Origin of the sequence: Thioalkalivibrio sp. ALMg13-2, assembly GCF_000381185.1 — a bacterium.
GTDB classification, from domain to species: Bacteria; Pseudomonadota; Gammaproteobacteria; order Ectothiorhodospirales; family Ectothiorhodospiraceae; genus Thioalkalivibrio; species Thioalkalivibrio versutus.
Genome location: NZ_KB906118.1, coordinates 1 through 21,301 on the forward strand (window position 1 = coordinate 1; position 21,301 = coordinate 21,301).

Annotated in this window: 18 protein-coding genes and 1 tRNA gene; 12 read left to right on the plus strand and 7 right to left on the minus strand. The window is 67.4% G+C overall.

Translation table 11 applies throughout. The features are described from left to right. Positions 1–343: 343 nt before the first annotated feature. The 4 genes from proB to rplU form a co-directional block, all read right to left on the minus strand. A complete protein-coding gene (proB, locus tag F618_RS0111340; protein ID WP_018176510.1) occupies positions 344–1,477 on the minus strand; it encodes a glutamate 5-kinase in 1,134 nt (377 codons plus the stop codon). Then, complete coding sequence (gene cgtA / locus F618_RS0111345; protein WP_019568608.1) at positions 1,474–2,556, minus strand: Obg family GTPase CgtA; 1,083 nt, start codon at positions 2,554–2,556, stop codon at positions 1,474–1,476. The genes proB and cgtA overlap by 4 nt, the downstream gene beginning before the upstream one ends. A gap of 78 nt (positions 2,557–2,634) precedes the next feature. Continuing rightward, on the minus strand, positions 2,635–2,895 hold the full coding sequence (gene rpmA, locus F618_RS0111350; RefSeq protein WP_017941884.1) for a 50S ribosomal protein L27: 261 nt from the start codon (positions 2,893–2,895) through the stop codon (positions 2,635–2,637). Between the two features lie 29 nt (positions 2,896–2,924). After that, the gene (gene rplU / locus F618_RS0111355; RefSeq protein WP_018146302.1) at positions 2,925–3,236 is read right to left on the minus strand and encodes a 50S ribosomal protein L21; all 312 of its coding nucleotides are present in this window, start codon (positions 3,234–3,236) and stop codon (positions 2,925–2,927) included. A 310-nt stretch (positions 3,237–3,546) separates the two neighbouring features. Here rplU and ispB point away from each other — a divergent pair, with 310 nt between their 5' ends. The 7 genes from ispB to F618_RS0111390 all read left to right on the plus strand — a co-directional run bounded on the left by ispB (position 3,547) and on the right by F618_RS0111390 (position 9,775). Then, positions 3,547–4,515, plus strand: a complete 969-nt coding sequence (ispB, locus tag F618_RS0111360; RefSeq protein ID WP_018167977.1) for an octaprenyl diphosphate synthase — start codon at positions 3,547–3,549, stop codon at positions 4,513–4,515. Positions 4,516–4,622: 107 nt separating this feature from the next. Next, a tRNA-Pro gene (locus F618_RS0111365) sits at positions 4,623–4,699 on the plus strand. A gap of 101 nt (positions 4,700–4,800) precedes the next feature. Continuing rightward, the gene (gmk, locus tag F618_RS0111370) at positions 4,801–5,451 is read left to right on the plus strand and encodes a guanylate kinase (protein ID WP_018146304.1); all 651 of its coding nucleotides are present in this window, start codon (positions 4,801–4,803) and stop codon (positions 5,449–5,451) included. A 37-nt stretch (positions 5,452–5,488) separates the two neighbouring features. Then, positions 5,489–5,764, plus strand: coding sequence for a DNA-directed RNA polymerase subunit omega (gene rpoZ, locus F618_RS0111375; protein ID WP_018146305.1), 276 nt, complete (start codon positions 5,489–5,491; stop codon positions 5,762–5,764). Between the two features lie 12 nt (positions 5,765–5,776). Beyond that, positions 5,777–7,957, plus strand: a complete 2,181-nt coding sequence (spoT, locus tag F618_RS0111380; protein ID WP_018146306.1) for a bifunctional GTP diphosphokinase/guanosine-3',5'-bis pyrophosphate 3'-pyrophosphohydrolase — start codon at positions 5,777–5,779, stop codon at positions 7,955–7,957. A 78-nt stretch (positions 7,958–8,035) separates the two neighbouring features. Then, a complete protein-coding gene (locus tag F618_RS0111385; protein WP_018650437.1) occupies positions 8,036–9,112 on the plus strand; it encodes an SO_0444 family Cu/Zn efflux transporter in 1,077 nt (358 codons plus the stop codon). Next, positions 9,113–9,775, plus strand: coding sequence for a class I SAM-dependent methyltransferase (locus tag F618_RS0111390; protein ID WP_019568609.1), 663 nt, complete (start codon positions 9,113–9,115; stop codon positions 9,773–9,775). It abuts the gene before it with no gap. Positions 9,776–9,858: 83 nt separating this feature from the next. Here the strand turns inward: F618_RS0111390 and F618_RS0111395 are convergent, their stop codons facing one another. Beyond that, entirely contained in the window at positions 9,859–10,119 is a 261-nt protein-coding gene (locus F618_RS0111395; protein ID WP_019568610.1) for a hypothetical protein, read from the minus strand. Between the two features lie 281 nt (positions 10,120–10,400). On the opposite strand from F618_RS0111395, the gene F618_RS0111400 reads away from it, so the two are divergent. The 3 genes from F618_RS0111400 (at position 10,401) to F618_RS0111410 (ending at position 13,734) form a co-directional block, all read left to right on the plus strand. Beyond that, positions 10,401–10,940: a hypothetical protein gene (locus tag F618_RS0111400; protein ID WP_019562631.1), complete on the plus strand. Its 540-nt coding sequence runs from the start codon at positions 10,401–10,403 to the stop codon at positions 10,938–10,940. Continuing rightward, a complete protein-coding gene (locus F618_RS0111405; RefSeq protein WP_018951332.1) occupies positions 10,940–11,464 on the plus strand; it encodes a cytochrome c in 525 nt (174 codons plus the stop codon). Before F618_RS0111400 ends, F618_RS0111405 begins: the two co-directional genes overlap by 1 nt. A gap of 194 nt (positions 11,465–11,658) precedes the next feature. Then, positions 11,659–13,734, plus strand: a complete 2,076-nt coding sequence (locus F618_RS0111410) for a bifunctional diguanylate cyclase/phosphodiesterase (RefSeq protein ID WP_019568611.1) — start codon at positions 11,659–11,661, stop codon at positions 13,732–13,734. Positions 13,735–13,779: 45 nt separating this feature from the next. On the opposite strand, the gene F618_RS0111415 is transcribed toward F618_RS0111410, so the two are convergent. Continuing rightward, positions 13,780–16,539, minus strand: a complete 2,760-nt coding sequence (locus tag F618_RS0111415) for a cation-transporting P-type ATPase (RefSeq protein ID WP_019568612.1) — start codon at positions 16,537–16,539, stop codon at positions 13,780–13,782. Between the two features lie 121 nt (positions 16,540–16,660). Then, positions 16,661–17,203 (minus strand): outer membrane beta-barrel protein, encoded by a 543-nt coding sequence (locus tag F618_RS0111420; RefSeq protein ID WP_018650443.1) that lies wholly within the window; start codon positions 17,201–17,203, stop codon positions 16,661–16,663. Between the two features lie 293 nt (positions 17,204–17,496). Here F618_RS0111420 and F618_RS0111425 point away from each other — a divergent pair, with 293 nt between their 5' ends. Together F618_RS0111425 and F618_RS0111430 are read left to right on the plus strand one after the other, a co-directional pair. Beyond that, on the plus strand, positions 17,497–17,817 hold the full coding sequence (locus F618_RS0111425; protein ID WP_018650444.1) for a high-potential iron-sulfur protein: 321 nt from the start codon (positions 17,497–17,499) through the stop codon (positions 17,815–17,817). A gap of 236 nt (positions 17,818–18,053) precedes the next feature. Next, positions 18,054–21,284, plus strand: coding sequence for an EAL domain-containing protein (locus F618_RS0111430; RefSeq protein ID WP_019568613.1), 3,231 nt, complete (start codon positions 18,054–18,056; stop codon positions 21,282–21,284). Positions 21,285–21,301: the final 17 nt, after the last annotated feature.

Genomic DNA, 21,301 nt, shown 5'->3' on the forward strand with positions numbered 1-21,301 from the left:
CGGTTGAACCCCAGGATCAGTGTCTTCGGGCCAGGGCATGAGAGGCCGGTGAGGAGAACCCCTGGCGCTCCTATGAGGTGCGCCCTTCCCCGGAAGGGCCGACCCTCGACTGTAGAGAAGGGCAGCTCCGCGACGAAGTGAAGTCCGGTCGGTAACCAACCCACGTATATCAGAGTGATCCACCGTCGCAATTCGCTTCTCGTGCCCTGACCCGAAGACATTGAAACAAGGAGGCCTCTATCGAACGCTATAGCCAACCGTTGACAGGTCAATCCATATCAGGAGCGTGCTTGCACAGCTGTGGTTCCACAGACCCACACAGGACAGCAGCACCCGGTGGCGGTCAGGAGAGCAGGACGAGATTGTCCCGATGGATCAGCTCCGGCTCGAGCAGGTAGCCGAGCTCGGCCTCGATGCGATCGGCACGCTGGCCGCGGATACGCTGAATCTCGCTGGCCGCGTAGTTCGTAAGCCCCCGTGCCACGGCGGTCCCGTCCGGATCCACGCAGGTCACGACCTCGCCGCGGCGAAAATCCCCCTCGACGCTGACCACACCTACCGGTAGCAGGCTGCTCCCCGATTCGCGCAGCACGCGTGCGGCCCCGGCGTCCAGCTGCAACTGACCGCGCGAGTGCAGCTGGTCCGCCAGCCAGCGCTTGCGCGCCGCCAGCGGTTCGCGGTCCGGCTTTAGCCAGGTGCCCAGTGCTTCGCCCTTCAGTACCCGCCCCATCACCTGCGCCTCGCGTCCGGAGGCAATCACGGTATGCGTGCCGGAACGGGCCGCGCGTTCGGCAGCCAGCAGCTTGGTTGCCATGCCACCCCGGCCCAGGCGACCGAAATCGGCTGCCACATAGCGGTGAAGCCCGGCATCCGAGGCCCGGCCCTCCTGGATCAAGCGGGCATCCGCATGCTTGCGCGGATCGCGGTCGAACAGGCCATCCTGGTCGGTCAGGATCAGCAGCAGGTCGGCCACCACCAGGTTAGCCACCAGCGCGGCCAGGGTGTCGTTGTCGCCGAGCCGGATCTCCTCGTAGGCCACGGTGTCGTTCTCGTTGACCACCGGGATCGTGCCCATCTCGAGCAGGGCCAGCATGGTGCTGCGGGCATTCAGGTAGCGCGAGCGGTCGGCGAGGTCATCGTGGGTCAGCAGGACCTGCGCCGCATGCAGATCGTGGCTGGCGAACTCGCGCTCGTAGGCCTGAACCAGGCCCATCTGTCCGACCGCGGCGGCGGCCTGCACGTGGTGCAACTGGTGCGGGCGCTCGGTCATGCCCAGCCGGCGCATGCCCTCGGCCACCGCCCCGCTGGAGACCAGGATCACCTCCAGCCCGCGCCGGCGCAGCGCCGCGATCTGGTGCGCCCAGGACTCCAGCGCCGGGCGGTCAAGCCCGGCACCATCGGCGGTGATCAGCGCGCTGCCAATCTTGACGACGACCCGGCGAATGGCGGGGAGCGCCCGTGTGGCAGACGCTGTCACGCGGGGTCCTCCGGCTTGTCCTCCGGCGTCCCCATCGCACCCCGCCGATCGGCCTCGGCCGCCGCCTGCGCGGCCTCCTCGACATGGCGCATCACCGCCTGCAGCAGGGCGTCCACGCCCTCGCCGGTCACCGCGGAGATGGTAAACACCGGATGCGCCTCGCCCTGGTCCGCACGCACGCGCTCGCCCAGCGCCGCAAGTTCCTCGGCATCCAGCAGTTCCTTCTTGTTCAGCACAATCCAGCGCGGAAGGGCCGCCAGCTTGTCGCTGTGGTGCTCCAGTTCGGTGATCGCGGTGCGCAGGTCCACCAGCGGATCGGCCTCCGGGTCCGGCGGGGACACGTCCACCACGTGCAGCAGCAAGCGGGTGCGGGCCAGATGCTTGAGGAAACGTGTACCCAGACCCGCGCCCTCGGCCGCGCCTTCGATCAACCCGGGGATGTCGGCGATCACGAAGCTCTGGTTGACCCCGATGCGCACCACGCCCAGTTGCGGGATCAGGGTGGTGAACGGGTAGTCGGCGATCTTCGGGCGCGCGGCCGAGGCCCGCGCCAGCAGCGTGGACTTGCCGGCATTCGGCAGGCCCAGCAAACCGACGTCGGCCAGCACCATCAGCTCCAGCGACAGCTTGCGCAGGTCGCCCGGGGTGCCCGGCTTGCTCTGACGGGGCGCCTGGTTGGTGGAGGACTTGTACCGGGTATTGCCGAGCCCGTGGAAACCACCCTGAGCGACCAGCAGACGCTGGCCCTCGTGGGTCACATCACCCAGGATCTCGTCGGTCTCGGCATCGCGCACCTGAGTGCCGATCGGCACTGCGATCTCCAGATCCTCGCCGGAAGACCCCGTACGATTGCGCCCCTTGCCGTTCTCGCCACGCTCGGCATCAAACCGGCGCTGGTAGCGAAAATCGGCCAGGGTGTTAAGGCCTTCGTCGCCCACCAGCCATACGGAGCCGCCATCTCCGCCGTCACCCCCGTCGGGCCCGCCAAAGGGGATGTATTTCTCGCGGCGGAAGCTGACACAGCCATTCCCGCCGTCGCCGGCCTTTACGGTAATGGTGGCCTCGTCGATGAACTTCATTGCTTGCTTCCCGAAGTACAGAACAAAAAAAGCCCCGTCGAACGGGGCTTTTCGCGAACGCTTCGCTGTCCGGCCGGCTTACTGCTGCGGCTGGATGCTCACGAAACGACGGTTGTGCGGGCCACCCACCTTGAAGACGACCTGGCCGTCAACCTTGGCGAACAGCGTATGGTCCTTGCCACAACCCACGCCCTCGCCGGGATGATACTGCGTCCCGCGCTGACGAACGAGGATGTTGCCGGCGCGCACGACCTGACCGCCAAAGCGCTTCACGCCCAGGCGTTTGCTCTCGGAATCGCGCCCGTTGCGGGTACTGCCGCCTGCCTTTTTATGTGCCATGGTTCAGCTCTCCTGAATGCCTGCGGCGATCAACCGGCGATGCCGGTGATGCGCACGGTGGTGTAATGCTGGCGGTGTCCCATCTGCTTCTGGGAGTGCTTGCGCCGCCGGAATTTCATGATGTGGATCTTCTTGGCGCGGCCATGGTCTTCGACCTTGGCGGTGACCTTGCCACCGTCCACCAGCGGGGCCCCGACGCGGACATCGTCACCCGCACCGACCATCAGCACCTGGTCAAACTCGACCTCGGAACCGGCCTCGGCCTCGAGCTTCTCGATGCGAATCACGTCGCCTTCGGCGACGCGGTACTGTTTACCACCTGTTGCGATGATCGCGTACATTTCCCTGGGACTCCGTTGCGATACCTTGTGTGGACCAGCTGACTGGGAGCTGGTCTCGCGAAAGGGCGGAAATGCTAGCAGCGCTTCTCGCTCGGGTCAATGCCGGGAAGCGGCCAGGCCGCGGGAACGCTCATGGACGGGTACACGTGGACACCCCGTTTTTTCGATCCGGGGCGCGCGGCAACAGCCCTTGACCCATCCGGCCCGCAAACCGCTCCGACGCGCGCCCGAACTTGTACATTAGGCAGCGTTTCCCTAGCATGCCTTCGCCCCTCACGACCACCTCACATGAGCCTGCTTGCCTACCCCCATGCCCATTGAAGCAATCCGAGAACTGGCGGCCGACGACATGCAGGCCGTCGACCAGTGCATCCGCGAGCGCCTTAGCTCGCCGGTGGTGCTGATCAACCAGCTCGGACACTACATCATCCATTCGGGCGGCAAGCGCCTGCGACCGCTGCTGGCCACCCTGTCAGCGCGGGCCTGCCATGTGCAGGGCCAGGATCCGGTGACCCTGGCGGCGGTGGTGGAGTTCATCCATACCGCGACCCTGCTGCACGACGATGTGGTGGATGCCTCCGAACTGCGCCGCGGCAACGAGACCGCCAACCACATCTTCGGCAACGAGGCCGCCGTCCTGGTCGGTGACTTCCTCTACTCGCGCGCGTTCGAGATGATGGTCGAAGTCGGCTCCATGCGGGTCATGGAGATCCTCTCCCACGCGACCAACGTGATCGCCGAGGGCGAGGTGATGCAGCTGATGAACTGCCACGACGCCGACGTCGACGAGCAGCGCTACATGCACGTGATCCAGTCGAAGACCGCCAAGCTGTTCGAGGCCGCCTGCCAGCTGGGCGCCATCCTGGGCGAACGCCCGGAACACGACGAGCAGGCGCTGGCCCGCTACGGCATGCACCTGGGCACCGCCTTCCAGCTGATCGACGACGTCCTGGACTACTCCTCCGATGACGAGGTGACCGGCAAGCGCATGGGCGACGACCTCGCCGAGGGCAAGCCCACGCTGCCGCTGATCCATGCGCTGCGCGTGGGCTCCCCCGAGCAGCAGGCCGTCGTGCGCCGGGCGATCGAAGAAGGCGGCCGCGATCAGGTCGACGCCGTGCTGCAGGCCGTACACGGAACCGACGGCCTGGCCTACACCCGCTCTCGCGCCGAGGCCGAAACCGACGCCGCCATCGAGGCGATCTCCACATTGCCCGATTCGCCCCAGCGTCAGGCCCTGATCGATCTCGCCCGTTTCGCCGTCGGGCGCAACCACTGACGCGGCGCGACCCACGCCGCATGGCGGGTCGACCGTTACCGATAGGATTTTCAGCGCCCGGGGCATGGACACGCCCCGGGAGGCTCGGCATAATAGCGGGCTCGGTTCGGAGTGTAGCTCAGCTTGGTAGAGCACTGCCTTCGGGAGGCAGGGGTCGAAGGTTCGAATCCTTTCACTCCGACCAACCTTCTTCTTGACCCTGGTCTTCCGGCCTGTGGCCCGATTCAAGCGGCCCATCCGGAAGCGGCCAGATCCCGATCACGTTCAGGCCCTGCGGACACGTCCATGACCGCCAATACCCCGGCCGTTCGCGGCACCCTCTATATCGTTTCCGCGCCCTCGGGTGCCGGCAAGACCAGCCTGGTCGCCGCCCTGCTTGAATCGGTGACGGCGGTGGAGGTCTCGGTTTCGCATACCACACGGACGCCGCGCGCCAGCGAGGTCGACGGACAGCACTACCACTTCGTCAGCGCCGAGACCTTCCTCGGGATGATCGAGGACGGCCAGCTGCTGGAACACGCCAAGGTGTTCGACAACTTCTACGGCACCGCGCTCGCCAGTGTCGACGAACGCCTGGACGCCGGGGTGGACGTGATCCTGGAGATCGACTGGCAGGGTGCGCGCCAGGTGCGCGCCGCCGTGCCGGATGCGCATTCCATCTTCATCCTGCCGCCCTCGCGCGACGAGCTGGAACGCCGCCTGCGCGGCCGCGGGCAGGACGAGGAAGACGTGATCCAGCGCCGTCTGCGGGATGCCGAATCCGACTGCACGCATTTCCGCGAGTACGACTACACCGTGGTCAATGCCGACTTCGACCAGGCCGTGCGCGATCTGGCCTGTATCTTCCGCGCCAACCGCCTGCGCACCGTGGAACAGGAGATCCGATCCGCATCCACGATCGGGAATCTGTTGGCGGGCGCGCATGGGTCGGCGTAACATGCAAGTTTCAAGAATTTACTGACCGGAGTATCCGATGGCACGCGTCACCGTCGAGGACTGCCTCGAAAATGTCGAAAACCGTTTCCAGCTGGTGCTGATGGCTGCCCGCCGGGCCCGCCACATTGCCCACGGGAAGGAAGCCCGCGTACCCGAGGACAACGACAAGCCCACGGTGATCGCCCTGCGCGAAATCGCCGCCGGCGTGGTGGGTATCGAGGTGTTCGACGAACACGACGAACGGCCCCAGAACCAGATGCTGGACTTCAGCACCATCCGTCATCTGGAACAGCTGGAAGCCGACGAGCGCTAGGAGATTTTCTGAATGGCCGCTGGGCAGCCAGCTTCGCCCGGGGCCCCCTCCTCGGTACCGGGCGACTCGACCCGATTCCTGATCAGCGATTTATGTTCCGAGCTCGAGTCCTACCTCGAGCCGGAAGAGGTCGAGGAGGTCTATCGCGCCTATCTCCTGGGCGCGGAATCGCACGAGGGCCAGACCCGCAAGACCGGGGAGCCCTACATCTATCACCCGCTCGCCGTGGCTCGCACCATGGCCGAGATGCGGATGGACCACCAGGCGATCAGCGCCGCCATCCTGCATGACGTGATGGAGGACACCGCCACCAGCAAGGACCGTATCCGCGCCGAGTTCGGCGAGGAGGTCGCAGAGCTGGTGGACGGCGTGTCCAAGCTGACCCACCTGCAGTTCCAGTCGAAGGCCGAGGCGCAGGCGGAAAACTTCCGCAAGATGATGCTGGCGATCACCCGCGACATCCGGGTGATTCTGATCAAGCTGGCCGACCGCCTGCACAACATGCGCACCCTCGGTGTGATGCGCCCGGACAAGCGCCGCCGCATCGCCAAGGAAACCCTCGAGATCTATGCCCCGATCGCACAGCGCCTGGGCATGAATGCCATGCGCCGCGAGCTGGAGGAACTCGGTTTCTCGGCCAAGCACCCCTGGCGCGCCGCGGTACTGGAACGCGCAGTACACCGGGCCGGCGGCAACCGCCGCGAGCCGATGAAGAACATCGAACAGGCGATCTGCTCGCGCATGGAGGCTTCCGGGATCATCGGGCGCATCTCCGGGCGCGAGAAGAGCCTGTACAGCATCTACCGCAAGATGCGCGACAAGCACCACTCGTTCGAAGACGTGTTCGACGTCTTTGCCATCCGCATCATCGTCGACGACGTGGACACCTGCTACCGTTCGCTGGGCGTGGTGCACAACCTCTACAAGCCGGTTCCGGGGCGTTTCAAGGACTACATCGCGATCCCCAAGTCCAACGGCTACCAGTCGCTGCACACCATCCTGTTCGGCCCGCAGGGCGCCCCGATCGAGGTGCAAGTCCGTTCCACCGAGATGGATCGCGTGGCCGAGAGCGGGATCGCCGCACACTGGCAGTACAAGGCCGGCAGCGAATCCAGCCGCACGGCCCAGAGCCGGGCACGCGAATGGCTGAAGGATGTCCTCGAGATCCAGAACAGCGTCGGCAACTCCATCGAGTTCCTGGAGAACGTCAAGGTCGACCTGTTCCCTGACGAGGTCTACACCTTCACCCCCGAGGGCGACATCCTCGTGCTCCCGCGCGACGCCACCCCGATCGACTTCGCCTACGCCGTGCACTCGGACGTCGGCAACCGCTGCGTGGCCGCCAAGATCGATCGCCAGCTCGCCCCGCTGTCGGTACGCCTGCAAAGCGGCCAGACGGTGGAGATCGTCACCTCGCCCGGCGCCCGCCCCAACCCGGCCTGGCTGTCCTTCGTGGTCACCGGCAAGGCGCGCACCGGCATCCGCCACTGCCTCAAGTCCATGCAGTCCGAGGAGGCCCGCACCCTCGGCGAGCGCATGCTGGAAAAGGCGCTGGAATCCATGGATACCAGCCTGCCCCGCATCTCGCCGGCCCGCCTGGACCAGATGCTGGACGCGATGCAGCTGGAAGACCTGGACGCGCTGTTGATCGATATCGGCCTGGGCAATCGCATGGCCTCGCTGGTGGCCCGCCAGATGGTCGGCAAGGAAAGCCCCGACCCGACCGCCACAGAGCCCGCCACTACGACCACGCTCGCGGTCAACGGCACCGAAGGGCTGGTGCTGAATTACGCCCGTTGCTGCCACCCGATCCCGGGCGACCCGATCATTGGCCAGTTGAGCGCCGGGCGCGGCCTGGTGGTTCACCGCGAGAACTGCCGCAACGTCCTGCACGAGAGCCGCGACCGGTCCGACCGCACCATCGCGCTGGAGTGGTCGCATGAGCCCCAGCTGCAATTCACCGCCGCCGTACGCACCCGCACCGCCAACCGCCGCGGGGCGCTGGCCGACATGGCCGCGGTCATCGCGGATCACGGCTCCAACATCGAGCACATCTCGTTCAACGAGCAGGACGGCCACTCCACCGCGATGACCTTCCTGCTGACCGTACGTGACCGCCAGCACCTGGCCCAGATCATGCGCGGCCTGCGGCGGCTGTCCGACGTCCTGCGCATCTCGCGCCAGCGCGGCTGACACGCAACGCCCCCGCTGATCCGCCACCCGGCGGGCAGGCTTCTTGCAGCCGCCCCGCGCGCAACGGAAGATCGGGGCATGATCGTCGACATCCTCAATGAAACACTGGGCGTCGCGCTCACCGCGGCGCCCTGGTTGTTGCTGGGTCTGCTGGCCGCCGGCGCGGTCAAGGCCCTGATCCCGGAGGCCGCCCTGCAGCGCTGGCTCGGCGGCGCCGGCCTGGCGGCCACGGCGCGTGCCGCCGTCGTCGGGGCCCCGTTGCCGCTTTGTTCCTGCGGGGCCATCCCCACCGCCCTGGCCCTGCATCGCGGCGGTGCCGGACGCGGGCCCACCACCGCCTTCCTGATCGGAACGCCGGGTGTCGGCGTGGACTCGCTTGCCATCAGCTACGCCCTGCTGGGCCCGGTAATGGCCGTGGCCCGCGCCCTTGGCGCCATCGTCACGGCCATCACGACAGGTTTACTGGTGGGGCGCACGCGCGCCGCGACGGACCCCCCGGAGGCGACCGGGGCCGAACCCGACACCTGCGGCGGATGTTGCGAGACCGACACGGGCTGCGCCACGCCCGAAGCCCCGCAACATCTCCCCACGCGGCTCCGCAGCGGACTGCACTATGCCTTCCACGACGTGCTCGACGATATCCGCCTGTGGCTGGTGATCGGCCTGCTGGTCGCCGGCGCCCTGCTCGCCCTGGTCCCGCCGGCCACCCTGGCCGCCTGGGGCTCGGGCCTGACGGCGATGCTGGTGATGGCCATCATCGGCATCCCGATGTACCTGTGCGCGACCGCCGCCACACCCATCGCCGTGGGTCTGATCGCGGCCGGCGTTTCGCCCGGCACCGTGCTGGTGTTCCTGCTGGCCGCGCCGATCACCAGCCTGGCGACGCTGGGCGTATTCCGCCGCGAACTCGGCACCCCGGCGCTGGTGCTCTACCTGGCCGGAATCGCGGCCACCACCATCGCGCTGGGGCTCGCCCTGGACGCCGGACTGGCCCACACCGGGGTCGACGTCGCCACCCAGATGGGCGCCGCCGGCGAGTTGCTGCCCGCCTGGCTCGAGTGGAGCACCCTGGTCATCCTGATCGTCCTGGCCACACCGGTCCTGCGCCGGTGGCTGGACCGCCTGATCCCTCACCCACAGCCGCGGAGCGCGTAAATGTCCAATCGTTCCATCGGACTCGATGAACCGCTGTACCGCTACCTCCTCGAGCACTCGCTGCGCGAGCCCGAGGTACTGGCGCAGCTGCGCGCCGAAACGGCCGGCCTGCCGGAGGCGAACATGCAGATCGCCCCGGAGCAGGGACAGTTCATGGCGCTGCTGGCGAAGCTCATGGGCGCACAGCGCTATCTGGAGATCGGCACCTTCACCGGCTACAGCGCGCTGGCCATCGCCCTCGTCCTGCCAGAGGACGGCGAGGTCGTCACCCTGGACAAGAGCGCGGATTGGACCGCCACGGCCCGGCGTCACTGGGGGCGCGCCGGGGTCGCCGGACGCATCCGGCTCGAGCTGGGCGAGGCGCGCAACACGCTGCAGGCGCTGGAGGCCGCCGGCGAGACCGGTCGCTTCGATCTGGCCTTCATCGATGCCGACAAGACCGGCTACCCCGACTATTTCGAACACTGCCTGCGCCTGGTACGCCCCGGCGGCCTGATCCTGATCGACAACACCCTGTGGCACGGTACCGTCGCCGACCCGGACGACCAGCGCGACGACACCCGCGCGATCCGCGCCTTCAACGACGCCCTGCATCCCGACGAGCGCATCGACCTCTCGCTGGCCCCCATCGGCGACGGCCTGACCCTGGCCCGCCGCCGCTGAAGCAGAGGCTGCCCTGGATTCACCACAAAGCCTCCGGAGCGCATCGAGAAGGACCAGGTCAAGGGCGAATCCTCCACGAAGCCTTACCGGCAAAGGCCGCTGTCGCCAAGGCCACGGCGGCATATGGCACGGCGCTCCACTGACTGCACCACCCAACCCGCCTCGGCCTCGTCCAGCTCCAGGCGGAATTCGTAGGCACTGACGGCATCGTCGCGCAACCCGGTCAGGCGGACCTCGGCGCGCTCCGGACGCGGCTGGTCGATCTCCAGCCCGGCGTAGTCAACCGCCAGTCCAGAATGCCAGGGGCTGGCCGCCAGCCACGCCATCACCGCGGCACCGGGCATCACCGTGGGCGCCTGCGAAGGCACCGCCTGCGCCTCGAAGGCGGTAGGCGCCGACTCCCAGCCGTCCGGCGCAGTGCCCGTTTCCGGGCCCGAAGCGGACGTGGCACAGCCCGCCAGCAGTACCGTCAGACACCCCCATGCAACCCGCCATCCCCATCGCATCCCGTGGTTCCTCTCGCAAAAATTTCCCTGCGCTCGAACATACCGGACCGCCAAACGTCCTACCATGGCAGAAAGACCAGATCAGTCCGCCGCCCTGCGCGGACCGGGAGGAAGACACCATGAAACTGCTCAAGCTGCGCCACATCCTGATGACGAGCCTGTGCGCCCTGTTGCTGGCCGCAAGCCCGCTCCACTCCGACGAGCATGCGCCCGCCGCAGAGGACGACACCACCGCCAGCGAGATGGAAGAACTGCGCGAATCCTGGGCCGAGACCCGCGAGGAGATCCAGGAAGAAAGCACCGAGGCCGGTGAGGCCACCCGCTCGCGCACCCGCGAGACCCTGGACGCGATGGACCGCGAACTCGGCCGCCTGGGCGACAACCTCCGCGAGGGCTGGGATGACCTGAGCGACGCGACTCGCGAGCGCCGCGAACGCGCCTACGACGGACTGGTCGAGGAACGTGACCGCCTGGCTGAATGGTCGAGCGAGATGCGCGAGCGCTCCTCCGGCGCCTGGGGCGGTATTCGCGACGGGGCAAAGGACGCCTGGGGCGGCGTGCGCGACGGCTCGCGCAAGGCCTGGGGCTCGGTGCGTGACGCCTTCCGCGGCGGCGACGAACCGGCCGGGAATGCGGGCGAGCCGGACGTTCAGGACTGATGCGGCGACACCCATCGCTCACCCCCTGGATCGGCAGCGCGGCGCTGATCCTCGCATCCGCCAGCCTGACCGGTTGCGACGGGTTCGGCGGCGCGTCCGGGACCCCCGACCACCTGGAGCGTACCACCGATCCGGAGGTCCTCCAGCGCGGTGAGCGCCTCTACCAGCAGCACTGCGTCGCCTGCCACGGGGCGCAGCGCGAGGGCGCCGAGGACTGGCGCCAGCGCAACCCCGACGGCACCCTGCCCCCGCCGCCGCTGGATGGCAGCGCCCATACCTGGCACCACCCGTACTGGCAACTGAAGGACATGATCCGTTTTGGCGCCGAGGCGCGTGGCGGCGCCATGCCCAGCTTCGAAGACACGCTCTCGGAGGCGGATGCCGAGGCGATCATCGCCTGGCTGCAGTCGCACTGGCCGGACGAGATCTTCGAGGCCTGGACACGCTACGACCGCAACCACCCCACCCAGGCCGACTGGGAAGAGGCCATGGGCGAACCCTGGGTGACCCACCCCGACGGCTAACCCGACGCCGAGCCATACGCACACCGCCGCGCAGCCCCGATACAATGCACACGGAATGAGTCGGCCTGTACCGGCGTCATTCGAATGAGACGCTGCGCGGTCACCGCATGGCAGGGAATGCAGTAAAACAAGGATGGCCGGGAGGGGCCCATGCATGATGCCAAACAGCGCGCGTGTGACAGCGAGCACCGGGGGTGCGCGTGAATCGACGCGCCAACGACTTCGCGGCGGTTAGCGAACAAGCCCGTCTGCAAGGCCTGGTCGAGCAGGAACGCCAGGCAAGGCGCCGCGCCGAGACCCTGGCCGAGACCCGGCTGCAGGACGTCTACGCCAAGCAGAAACAGATCGAGCTGCTCAACACCATTGCCTCGACGGCCAACCAGTCGGACTCCATCGCGCATGTTCTGCGCTCGGCCCTCGCGGCCATCGGGCAGTACCTCGACTGGCCGGTGGGGCATGCCTATCTGACCCGACACGACGAAAACAGCGACTACAGAGAGCTGAAACCCACCGGCATCTGGCACCTCGCCGCCACCGAGCCATTCACCGAGTTCCGCGAGAACACCGACAACACGCCCTTTGCCAGTGGCCACGGGCTACCCGGCCGGGTACTGGCGCACGGCGAACCGGCATGGATCGAAGACCTGGCCGCGGACGACAATTTCCCGCGGGCACCGCAGGCCGCCGCCAGCGGCCTGCGGTCCGGATTCGCCTTCCCGGTCATGGTCGGCCAGGAGGTCGCCTGCGTCCTCGAGTTCTTCGCCGCCGAACCCACCGCCACCGACCCCGACCTGCTGTGGCTGATGTGGCAGATCGGCGTGCAACTGGGCCGCGTGATCGAGCGCAACCGCCACGAAGAACACCTGCTCCACAACGCCTCCCATGACCAGCTGACCGGGCTCCCCAACCGCCGCCTGTTCCACGACCGCCTGGCCCATGCCATTGCCCGCGCCACCCGCGAACCCTTCAACCTGTTCGCCGTGCTGTTCGTGGATATCGACCGCTTCAAGGTCGTCAACGACAGCCTCGGGCACCCGGCCGGCGACGAACTGCTGGTGCGGGTCGGGCGGCGCCTGCTGAACGCCCTGCGCCAGAACGACACCGTCTCGCGGCCCAAGGGGGACGAGGCCAACCGCCCGGACGACACCCTCGCGCGCCTGGGCGGCGACGAATTCACCATCCTGCTGGAAGGCCTGCACGAGCCGGTGGACGCCCTGCGCGTGGCCGAACGCCTGCAGGCCGTGCTGCACGAGCCGTTCACCATCGCCGGGCAGGATATCTACGTCACCGTCAGCATCGGCATTGCCACCCGCCCCTACGGCCAGAGCTGCCCCGCCCGCGAGACCAACGCGGCGGACGACCCCGCGCGCCCGGCCACGCCGGACGACCTGATGCGCGAGGCAGACATGGCGATGTACCGCGCGAAGTCACTGGGCAAAGCCCGCTGCGAGTTCTGCGACCCCGGCATGCAGACCCAGGCGCTGCAAAGTCTGGCCCTCGAGACCGACCTGCGCCATGCGGTGGAGCGCGGCGACTTCATCGTCCACTTCCAGCCCATCGTGTCACTCGGCGAGGACTGCATCACCGGCTTCGAGGGCCTGGTGCGCTGGCAGCGCAACGGCGCGCTGGTCGCGCCGGACGACTTCATCCCCATCGCCGAGGACACCGGGCAAATCCACCTGATCGACATGCAGGTGCTCTACACGGCCTGCTGTCAGCTGGTGCAATGGGGGATCGACCACCCCGAGATGCCGCTGACCATCAGCACCAACCTATCCGCCCGGCAGCTCACGCGCCCGGGACTGGTCGACGAGGTGCAGACGATTCTTGCCGGCACCGGGGTGCCGGCCTCCCAGGTGCGCCTGGAGATCACCGAGACCGCGACGCTCGGCAATCTCGACGAGCTGATCGAGACCCTGCACCAGCTCAAGGCCCTGGGCATCAGCCTGGCAATGGACGACTTCGGCACCGGCTACTCGTCACTCAGCTACCTGCACCGGCTACCGCTGGACATCCTCAAGATCGATCGCAGCTTCGTCTCCGGGCTGGACCACGACGAATACAGCCAGCGCCTGGTTCAGACCGTAATCCACATGGCCCGCAACCTGGGTCTGGAGGCCGTGGCCGAGGGCGTCGAAAGCCATACCCACGCCGCGACGCTGCGCGCCCTCGGCTGCACCCTGGCCCAGGGCTACTACTATTCCCCACCGGTGGACGCCGCCAGCGCCACGGCCCTGCTTTCCGGCGATGCCCTGGTGGGCTGTCGGTAGAACGACCGACGGCTGCATGGACTCGGAAAAGCATGGGGGTGCGTGTCACACGGCCTGCGGTGCCACCCCACGCCGGCGCGCGATCACTTGACGCACCACCAGCTTCTCCAGCTCCACGATCACGAACACCGCCAGCCCGAAAGCCAGGATGCGCGCCCAGTCGTCCGCACCGATGGCGGTAGTCCCGAACAGCGTGTGCATCAGCGGGACATAGGTGAACGCCAGCTGCAGCACCACCAGCACCCCGATCGCCAGCCACATCGCGCGCGAGCGGAACAGCTCCCCGCCCGGTAGCACCGGCTGGTGAATCAGCCGCAGATTCAGCAGGTAGAACGCCTGTCCGGCCACCAGGGTGTTGATCGCCACCGTGCGCGCGACCTCGTCGGCGACCCCGGCAAGACTCTCCATGTAGACGAAGTGCCCGAAGGTGCCGGCCCACAGCAGCAAGGCAACGAACGGGATGCGCCACAGCAGGAAGCCGGACAGCAACGGGGCATTCGGCGCGCGGGGCGGGCGCTGCATCACCCCCGGCTCGGCGCGCTCGAAGGCCAGCGCCATCGCCAGCGTCACCGAGGTCACCATGTTGACCCACAGCACCTGCACCGGGGTCAGTGGCAGCGCCAGGCCCATCAGGATGGCCATCATGATGGTCAGCGACTGCCCGGCGTTGGTCGGCAGCATGTGCAGGATCGCCTTGCGGATGTTGTCGTAGACCGTGCGGCCCTCCTCGACCGCATGGGCGATGGACGCGAAGTTGTCGTCCGCCAGCACCATCTCCGAGGCCTCCTTGGCCGCTTCGGTACCCTTCCCGCCCATGGCCACGCCCACATCCGCGCGCTTCAACGCCGGGGCGTCGTTCACCCCATCGCCGGTCATGGCGACGATCCGTCCGCCCGTCTGCAGCGCCTTCACCAGCCGCAGCTTGTGCTCCGGCGAGGTCCGCGCAAAGACATCCGTGCGCTCCGCGATCTCCGCCAGCGCGGCATCGTCCAGCGCATCCAGCTCGTGGCCGGCACGCGCCTCGGCATCCCGCCCCAGCCCCAGCTGCTCACCGATCGCCCGCGCAGTGGCCAGGTGGTCCCCGGTGATCATCTTCACGTCGATCCCCGCCGCGCGACAGTCAGCCACCGCGCGGATGGCCTCCTCGCGCGGCGGGTCGATGATGCCCACCAGCGCCAGCAGGGTGAAGCCACCGGCCTCGACATCGTCGAAACGCAGCTCGCCACCGTCCGCTTCGGCCTCGCGCACCGCGACCGCCAGCAAGCGCTGGCCACGGGCCGCCACCGCCTCCATCGCCGCGTGCCAGTGTTCCGGATCCAGCGCCTCGCGGGTCTCGCCATCCACCTGCTGCTGGTCGCAAAGCTCCAGCACGCGCTCGGGCGCGCCCTTCAGGAAGATCCGCGCGTGCCCCTCGTGGTCGTGGTGCAGCGTAGCCATGTAGCGGTGATCCGACTCGAAGGGGATCACATCGATGCGCGGGTGGCGTTTGCTCTCTAGGGGCACGTCCAACCCGGCCTTGCGCGCAAGCGTCACCAGCGCGCCCTCGGTCGGGTCGCCTTCCATCACCCAGTCGCCATCCTTTTCGTACAGCTGGGCGTCGTTGCACAACAGACCCGCGCGCAGCACCTCGCTCAACAGCGCGTCGTCGTCCGGGTCGATGTCCCGCTCGTCCTCGGAGAACTGGCCCTGCGGCGCGTAACCCACGCCACTGACGCGGATCTCGCGGGTGGCCGTACGCAGGGTCTGGGCGGTCATCTCATTGCGTGTAAGCGTGCCGGTCTTGTCGGAACAGATCGCGGAGACCGCACCCAGGGTCTCCACCGCCGGCAGGCGGCGGATAATGGCATTGCACCGCGCCATCTTCTGCACCCCGATGGCCAGGGCAATGGTCATGATCGCTGGCAATCCCTCGGGGATGGTGGACACCGCCAGGCTGGCCGCAGCCAGAAACATCTCGTCCAGCGGATAGCTGCGCACCCAGTAGCCGAAGGCAAAGGTGACCAGCGCAAGCACCACGATCACCGCGGCCAGCCAGTGGCCGAACTGCTCCATCTGGCGCACCAGCGGCGTCTCCAGCCCCTCGACTTCGCCGAGCATGGTGGAGATACGCCCGATCTCGGTGTGCTCGCCGGACGCCACCACTACGCCCATACCGCGGCCAAAGGCGACCAGCGTGCCGGAGAAGGCCATCCCGCGGCGATCCCCCAGATCCGCCTCCGACTCTACCGCGGCGGTGTCCTTCTCCACCGCCACTGACTCGCCCGTCAGCACGGCCTCCTCCAGGCGCAGATTCTTGGTCTCGAACAGGCGCAGGTCCGCAGGTACCCGGTCCCCGGCCTGCAGGTACACGATGTCCCCGGGGACCAGCTGCTCCGCGGGGATCTCGCGCCGCTCGCCGCCGCGCGCCACCAGCGCGCGCGGGGAGAGCATGCGGCGGATGGCATCCAGCGCCTTCTCCGCCTTGCCCTCCTGGACGAACCCAATCAGCGTGTTGATCAGGACCACGGCCAGGATCACACCGGTATCCACCCAGTGACCCAGCAGCGCCGTCCCCAGCGCGGCTACCAGCAGGATGTAGATCAGGACATTGTGGAAATGGCGCAGGAAGCGCCGGAGAACACCCGCCCGTTCGGGCGGACGCAACTGATTGGGGCCGTAGTGCGCCAGGCGCTCCTCGGCCTGTTCTGCCGTCAGCCCCTCGCGCGAGGTCCCCCAGTGTTCGAACGCGGCATCCGCGTTCTGGCTGTGCCATGCCGGGACATCGCGATCCGCGCGGGGGGACTGGGGGTCGGAAAGTTCGGCCATGGGCAACCCATTCGCATGTCAGCGCTGCCCTATCGTCCCCCGGCACCCGGGGAACGGCAAGCCCCAGGGAAACCCTGATCGGTGTATCCCTGGATGCCTGCCTGCCGCATCGGCGAACGGATCAGAACTGCATCCCGACCTTGCCCATCACGCGCATGTTGTCGGCATCCGCGCGGCGGCCGTCGAAACGGTCGTTCTCGGTGAACTGGTAACGCGCCTCCAGCCCCAGGAACCACTGGCGATCCAGCTGGTACTTCAGGCTGCCGCCCACCTGGGCCGCCCACAGGCCGTTCGTCTCGTCGTCCAGCTCGGCCCGCACGTAACCGATGCCCGGACCGAAGCCCAGCGACAGACGTTCGTTCGGCTCGAACATCCAGTGGCTGTTGATCTCCGCGCTGGTCATCTTCAGTGGGTCGTCGCTGTAGCGGGTCACGCTGAAGTGATGACGCAGCACCCCGGTGGCCGGCTGAAACAACTGGCAGTTGGCACCGATCTCGACGCCATAGGCCGCATCCGAACTGGCATCGGAGAGGTCCGGAGAAACCACCCCGCCCAGCAGGGCCACGCTGGGCTCCATGCCGCGCTCGACCGCGCTGGCCTGCGCGAACGGCACCAGCACCAATGCACCCAGGGCCAACATCGACATCGTCTTCTTGTGCTGCATCGCACACCTCCTGATCAATATGAATAAGCAGACGCTAATGGTAGCCCAGCATGGCGTGATCTTCATCACGCGCTTACGGAACGCGTGGCCCGGAATGGAATTTTCCTCCCCGCAGTTGCATCTCTCAGCCGAAGCTCGACCCCGGACGGGGTTTCCTGATCCCTGAAACATTCAGGGGAACCCTCGGCGGCCGAAGGCCTCGAAGGGGGTGAACCCGCCCAATCCGAAAAGGCGAAGTTCGCTCTTCCAAGCAACAAGAAGAACCATCCACTCAGAAGCAAACGGAGGACCTCATGTCCGACCAACCGAATGCAAATCGTCGAAAGTTCCTGCGTCAGGCATCCGCGGCCGTGGCGGCCATCCCGGTGATCAGCATGGCTGGGATGTCCACGGCCAAGGCCGACAACCCCAAGGCCGAGGACGGCCATCGCCACGACTACGTGAACAATGCAGCAGACGCTGCCGGTCACGAGGACTACTCGGAAGGCGAGAAGTGCAAGAACTGCGCCTTCTGGGGCGGCGGCGACGCCGAATGGGGCCAGTGCTTCCACGCCGACTTCCAGGGTGTTCAGGTGAACGCCGCTGGCTGGTGTGACGAGTACGTCGGGGCCTAATCCTGACACCTCCGTCCGGTCCGGGTATCCGGGCCGGACGTTGCCTCCCGCAGCGCTCCCCCGCTGCGACTTGCATCCCCGCCGCACCTCCCCGCAAGCTAGACCCTCAATTCCGTAAACCGGCCTCACCCTTGCCGAACGTGGCCGAAAGGAATGTGCGTGCCTGACCACTCATCCCGGCCGTCTCGCCGCATCGCCTCCGGCGACCCACGCCCCGACTCGCGAGTCGGCCGCTGATGGACCTCTCGCCCGCCGCTTTCACCATCCTCTACCTGGTCTACGGCCTGGCATTTTTCTCTCTGGGCGTGGTCGCCCTGGTACTGCCGCGGGGCGATGGCACGCTGCCGTTTGCCCGGCATTTCTGGCTCCTGGCCCTGTTCGGTCTGGTCCATGGCACCTACGAGTTCCTGCAGGCCGCAGGCCTGCACTATCCGCCCGCCCGGAACCTGTGGCTCAACGCCACCTGGCAACTGCTCTCCTATGTGCCGCTGCTGGAGTTCGGACGGCGCGCCCTGATCGTCAGCCACGCACGCATCCGCCTGGATGCCCTGTGGCTGTACCCGGTCATCGTCGCCGGACTGCTGCTCGTCGTCGGGATGGCGGAGGATCCGGGCCGCGGCCTCGCCAATGGCGGGCGCTACCTGGTCGGCGTCCCCGGCGCACTGCTCGTCGGCCTGGCCTTCTGGTTCCTGCTGCGGCGCCCCGCCCTGCGCGCCCCGCAACCCGGCGATCATGGCCGCCACTATCCGGCCGTAGCCACCCTGGCACTGGCCTTCCTCGGCTATGCCCTGCTGACCCCGTTCCCGGGGACCGTCGATCCGGGGCTGCCCGGCTGGCTGCCAACCTATGGCGACTTCCTCGAGGCGACCGGGCTGCCGGTACAGCTGTTGCGCATGTTCACGGCCCTCCTCGCCGGCATCGCACTGATGAGCCTGACCCGTACCCTGGGCACCCAGCAGGGCGACGACCTGTTGCGCATCCTCGACACCATCAACGGCTTCGTCTATCGCTGCCGCAACAACCCGAGCTGGGACGTGATCAATGCCGAGGGCGCGCTCGAGGAATTCACCGGGTACCCGCGCGGGGATTTTGTCGAGGGCGGCATGACGTTCGGCGACCTGGTCCATCCGGATGATCGCGAACGGGTATGGCGCGAGGTCTCGGAAGGCCTTCAGCGCTCCGGTCAGTTTCAGATCCAGTGGCGCATGATGCGGCAGGATGGGGGCGTATGCTGGGTATTCGAACGCGGGGCCGGCACCTACGACGACCGGGGCCGGCTTCGGTACATCCAGGGCCACGTGATCGATGCCGACGAACTGGTCACCACCAGCGAGAGCCTGCGCGCCAAGACCGACGAACTGGAGGCCTTTCGCTCCACCCTCGATCTGACCCTGGACGCGGTCTTCCTGTTCGACGTCGAGACCCTGCGCTTCATCTACGTGAACCAGGGAGCAGTGGACCAGACCGGCATCGCGCGCGAGGAACTGCTGACCCTGCACCCCTTTGATATCAAGCCGGACTTCCCGGAAGGCCGCTTTCGTCAGCTGATCGAGCCGCTGCGCCGGGGCGTACGCGACCAGCTCCGCTTCGATACCAGCCACCGGAATCGCGACGGCTTCGATGTGCCGGTCGAGATCTCCCTGCAGATGGTGGCGCCCCGCGGCGAGACGGCCCGGTATGTGGCGATCTCGCACGACATCACCCAGCGCAAGCGCAACGAAGAGGCGCTGCTGCAGGCCCTGGCCGAGCTGGAGACCTCGCGCGACGAACAATCCCGCCTGCTGGAACTGACCCAGCGCGAACAGGGGCGCATGGCCGCCCTGCTCTCCGCGATGAGCATCGGCATCCTGTTCGAGGACCGCGACGGCCGCGTGGAATACGTGAACCCGGCCTTCCGCCGGATGTGGGCCATCGACAACCAACTGGAATTGGTGGGACGGGCCTCACGCGAGGTGCTGGAGCACTCCACCCACCGCTTCGCCCGGCCGGACCACGCCTCGCGCCATGTGCTGCACGTGCTGGATACCCACGAGATCAGCGAACGCTTCGAGGTCGACCTGTACGACGGGCGCATCCTCACCCAGGTCTCCTACCCGGTGCACGATACCGACGAGCGCACCATCGGCCGCCTGTGGCTGTACGAGGACGTGACCCACGAGCGCCAGACCGCCCAGCAGCTGGTCTATCTGGCCGAGCATGATGCCCTGACCGGGCTCTACAACCGCCATCACTTCCAGAAGCACCTGGAACACATGATCCACAGCGAACGCCGCCGCAGCGGCCGCTTTGCCCTGCTGTATTTCGATCTCGACGAATTCAAGACCATCAATGACACCTTCGGCCACCGCGCCGGAGACACCGTGCTGGTACGCGCGGCCGGCGAGATCGCCGCGCTGGTTCGCAGCCAGGATATCTTCGCCCGCCTGGGCGGCGACGAGTTCGCCATCCTGGTCGATCGCGACTCGGAGCACGAGCCGATCGAGCTGGCCGAACGCGTTGGCCGCGCGATCGCCTCGATCCCGTTCCGCTTCCGCGGCCAGAACTACCGGCTCACCGCCAGCATCGGCATCGCCCACTACCCCGAGCACGGTGACAACGTGGAGGACCTGGTGGCCCACGCGGACACCGCGATGTACCAGGCCAAGGACCTGGGCAAGAACACCTGGGCGGTATTCGACCGCAGCCGCAACACCGCCGAGCACATGCTGGAGCGGATGTCCTGGAGCCAGCGCATCGCCTCGGCCCTGGAACTGGGCCATCTGGAGCTGCACTACCAGGGGATCTACGCCATCGATGACGGCCACCTGCACCACCTGGAGGCCCTGGTGCGCATGCGCGACCCGACCAAACCCGACGAGATCGCCATGCCCGGCCAGTTCATCCCGATCGCGGAGAAGACCGGCCAGATCCTGGATATCGACCGCTGGGTGATCCGCGAGAGCATCGCCCGCCTGGCCGGCGACCCGGCGATCGCCGGCATCGCGATCAACATCTCCGGGCGCAGCTTCGACGAACCCAGCCTTCCGCAGTACATCGCCCAGCAGCTGGCACAGCATGCGGTCGAGCCCCGCCGGCTGATCATCGAGCTGACCGAGACCGCCGCGGTGTCCGAGATGCAGGACGCCCAGCGCTTCATCGAGGCGCTGCAGCACACCGGCTGCACCGTCTGCCTGGACGACTTCGGCTCCGGCTTCTCCACCTTCGCCTATCTCAAGTACCTGGGCGTGCAGATCCTCAAGATCGACGGCATGTTCGTGCGCGATCTGCCCAACAACCGCGACAACCAGGCCTTCATCCGCGCGATGGTCGATGTCGCCCGCGGTCTCGACAAACGCACCGTCGCCGAGTGTGTGGAAGACGGCCCGACCCTCGCGATGCTGGCCGAACTGGGCGTGGACATGGCGCAGGGCTATCACCTGCACCGGCCATCCCTGGAGATTCCCCGCGAACGGAGCGACACGGAATAGGCCCAGCGTTCCTTTCC

Excerpts from the sequence above, each read along its gene's own strand:
- gmk (WP_018146304.1), top strand. The coding sequence starts at position 4,801 with ATGACCGCCAATACCCCGGCCGTTCGCGGCACCCTCTATATCGTTTCC.
- F618_RS0111430 (WP_019568613.1), top strand. The coding sequence starts at position 18,054 with ATGGACCTCTCGCCCGCCGCTTTCACCATCCTCTACCTGGTCTACGGC.
- F618_RS0111400 (WP_019562631.1), top strand. The coding sequence starts at position 10,401 with ATGAAACTGCTCAAGCTGCGCCACATCCTGATGACGAGCCTGTGCGCC.
- F618_RS0111405 (WP_018951332.1), top strand. The coding sequence starts at position 10,940 with ATGCGGCGACACCCATCGCTCACCCCCTGGATCGGCAGCGCGGCGCTG.
- rpoZ (WP_018146305.1), top strand. The coding sequence starts at position 5,489 with ATGGCACGCGTCACCGTCGAGGACTGCCTCGAAAATGTCGAAAACCGT.
- spoT (WP_018146306.1), top strand. The coding sequence starts at position 5,777 with ATGGCCGCTGGGCAGCCAGCTTCGCCCGGGGCCCCCTCCTCGGTACCG.
- F618_RS0111395 (WP_019568610.1), bottom strand. The coding sequence starts at position 10,119 with ATGCCCGGTGCCGCGGTGATGGCGTGGCTGGCGGCCAGCCCCTGGCAT.
- F618_RS0111425 (WP_018650444.1), top strand. The coding sequence starts at position 17,497 with ATGTCCGACCAACCGAATGCAAATCGTCGAAAGTTCCTGCGTCAGGCA.
- F618_RS0111390 (WP_019568609.1), top strand. The coding sequence starts at position 9,113 with ATGTCCAATCGTTCCATCGGACTCGATGAACCGCTGTACCGCTACCTC.
- F618_RS0111420 (WP_018650443.1), bottom strand. The coding sequence starts at position 17,203 with ATGCAGCACAAGAAGACGATGTCGATGTTGGCCCTGGGTGCATTGGTG.
- F618_RS0111415 (WP_019568612.1), bottom strand. The coding sequence starts at position 16,539 with ATGGCCGAACTTTCCGACCCCCAGTCCCCCCGCGCGGATCGCGATGTC.
- rpmA (WP_017941884.1), bottom strand. The coding sequence starts at position 2,895 with ATGGCACATAAAAAGGCAGGCGGCAGTACCCGCAACGGGCGCGATTCC.
- ispB (WP_018167977.1), top strand. The coding sequence starts at position 3,547 with ATGCCCATTGAAGCAATCCGAGAACTGGCGGCCGACGACATGCAGGCC.
- F618_RS0111385 (WP_018650437.1), top strand. The coding sequence starts at position 8,036 with ATGATCGTCGACATCCTCAATGAAACACTGGGCGTCGCGCTCACCGCG.
- rplU (WP_018146302.1), bottom strand. The coding sequence starts at position 3,236 with ATGTACGCGATCATCGCAACAGGTGGTAAACAGTACCGCGTCGCCGAA.
- cgtA (WP_019568608.1), bottom strand. The coding sequence starts at position 2,556 with ATGAAGTTCATCGACGAGGCCACCATTACCGTAAAGGCCGGCGACGGC.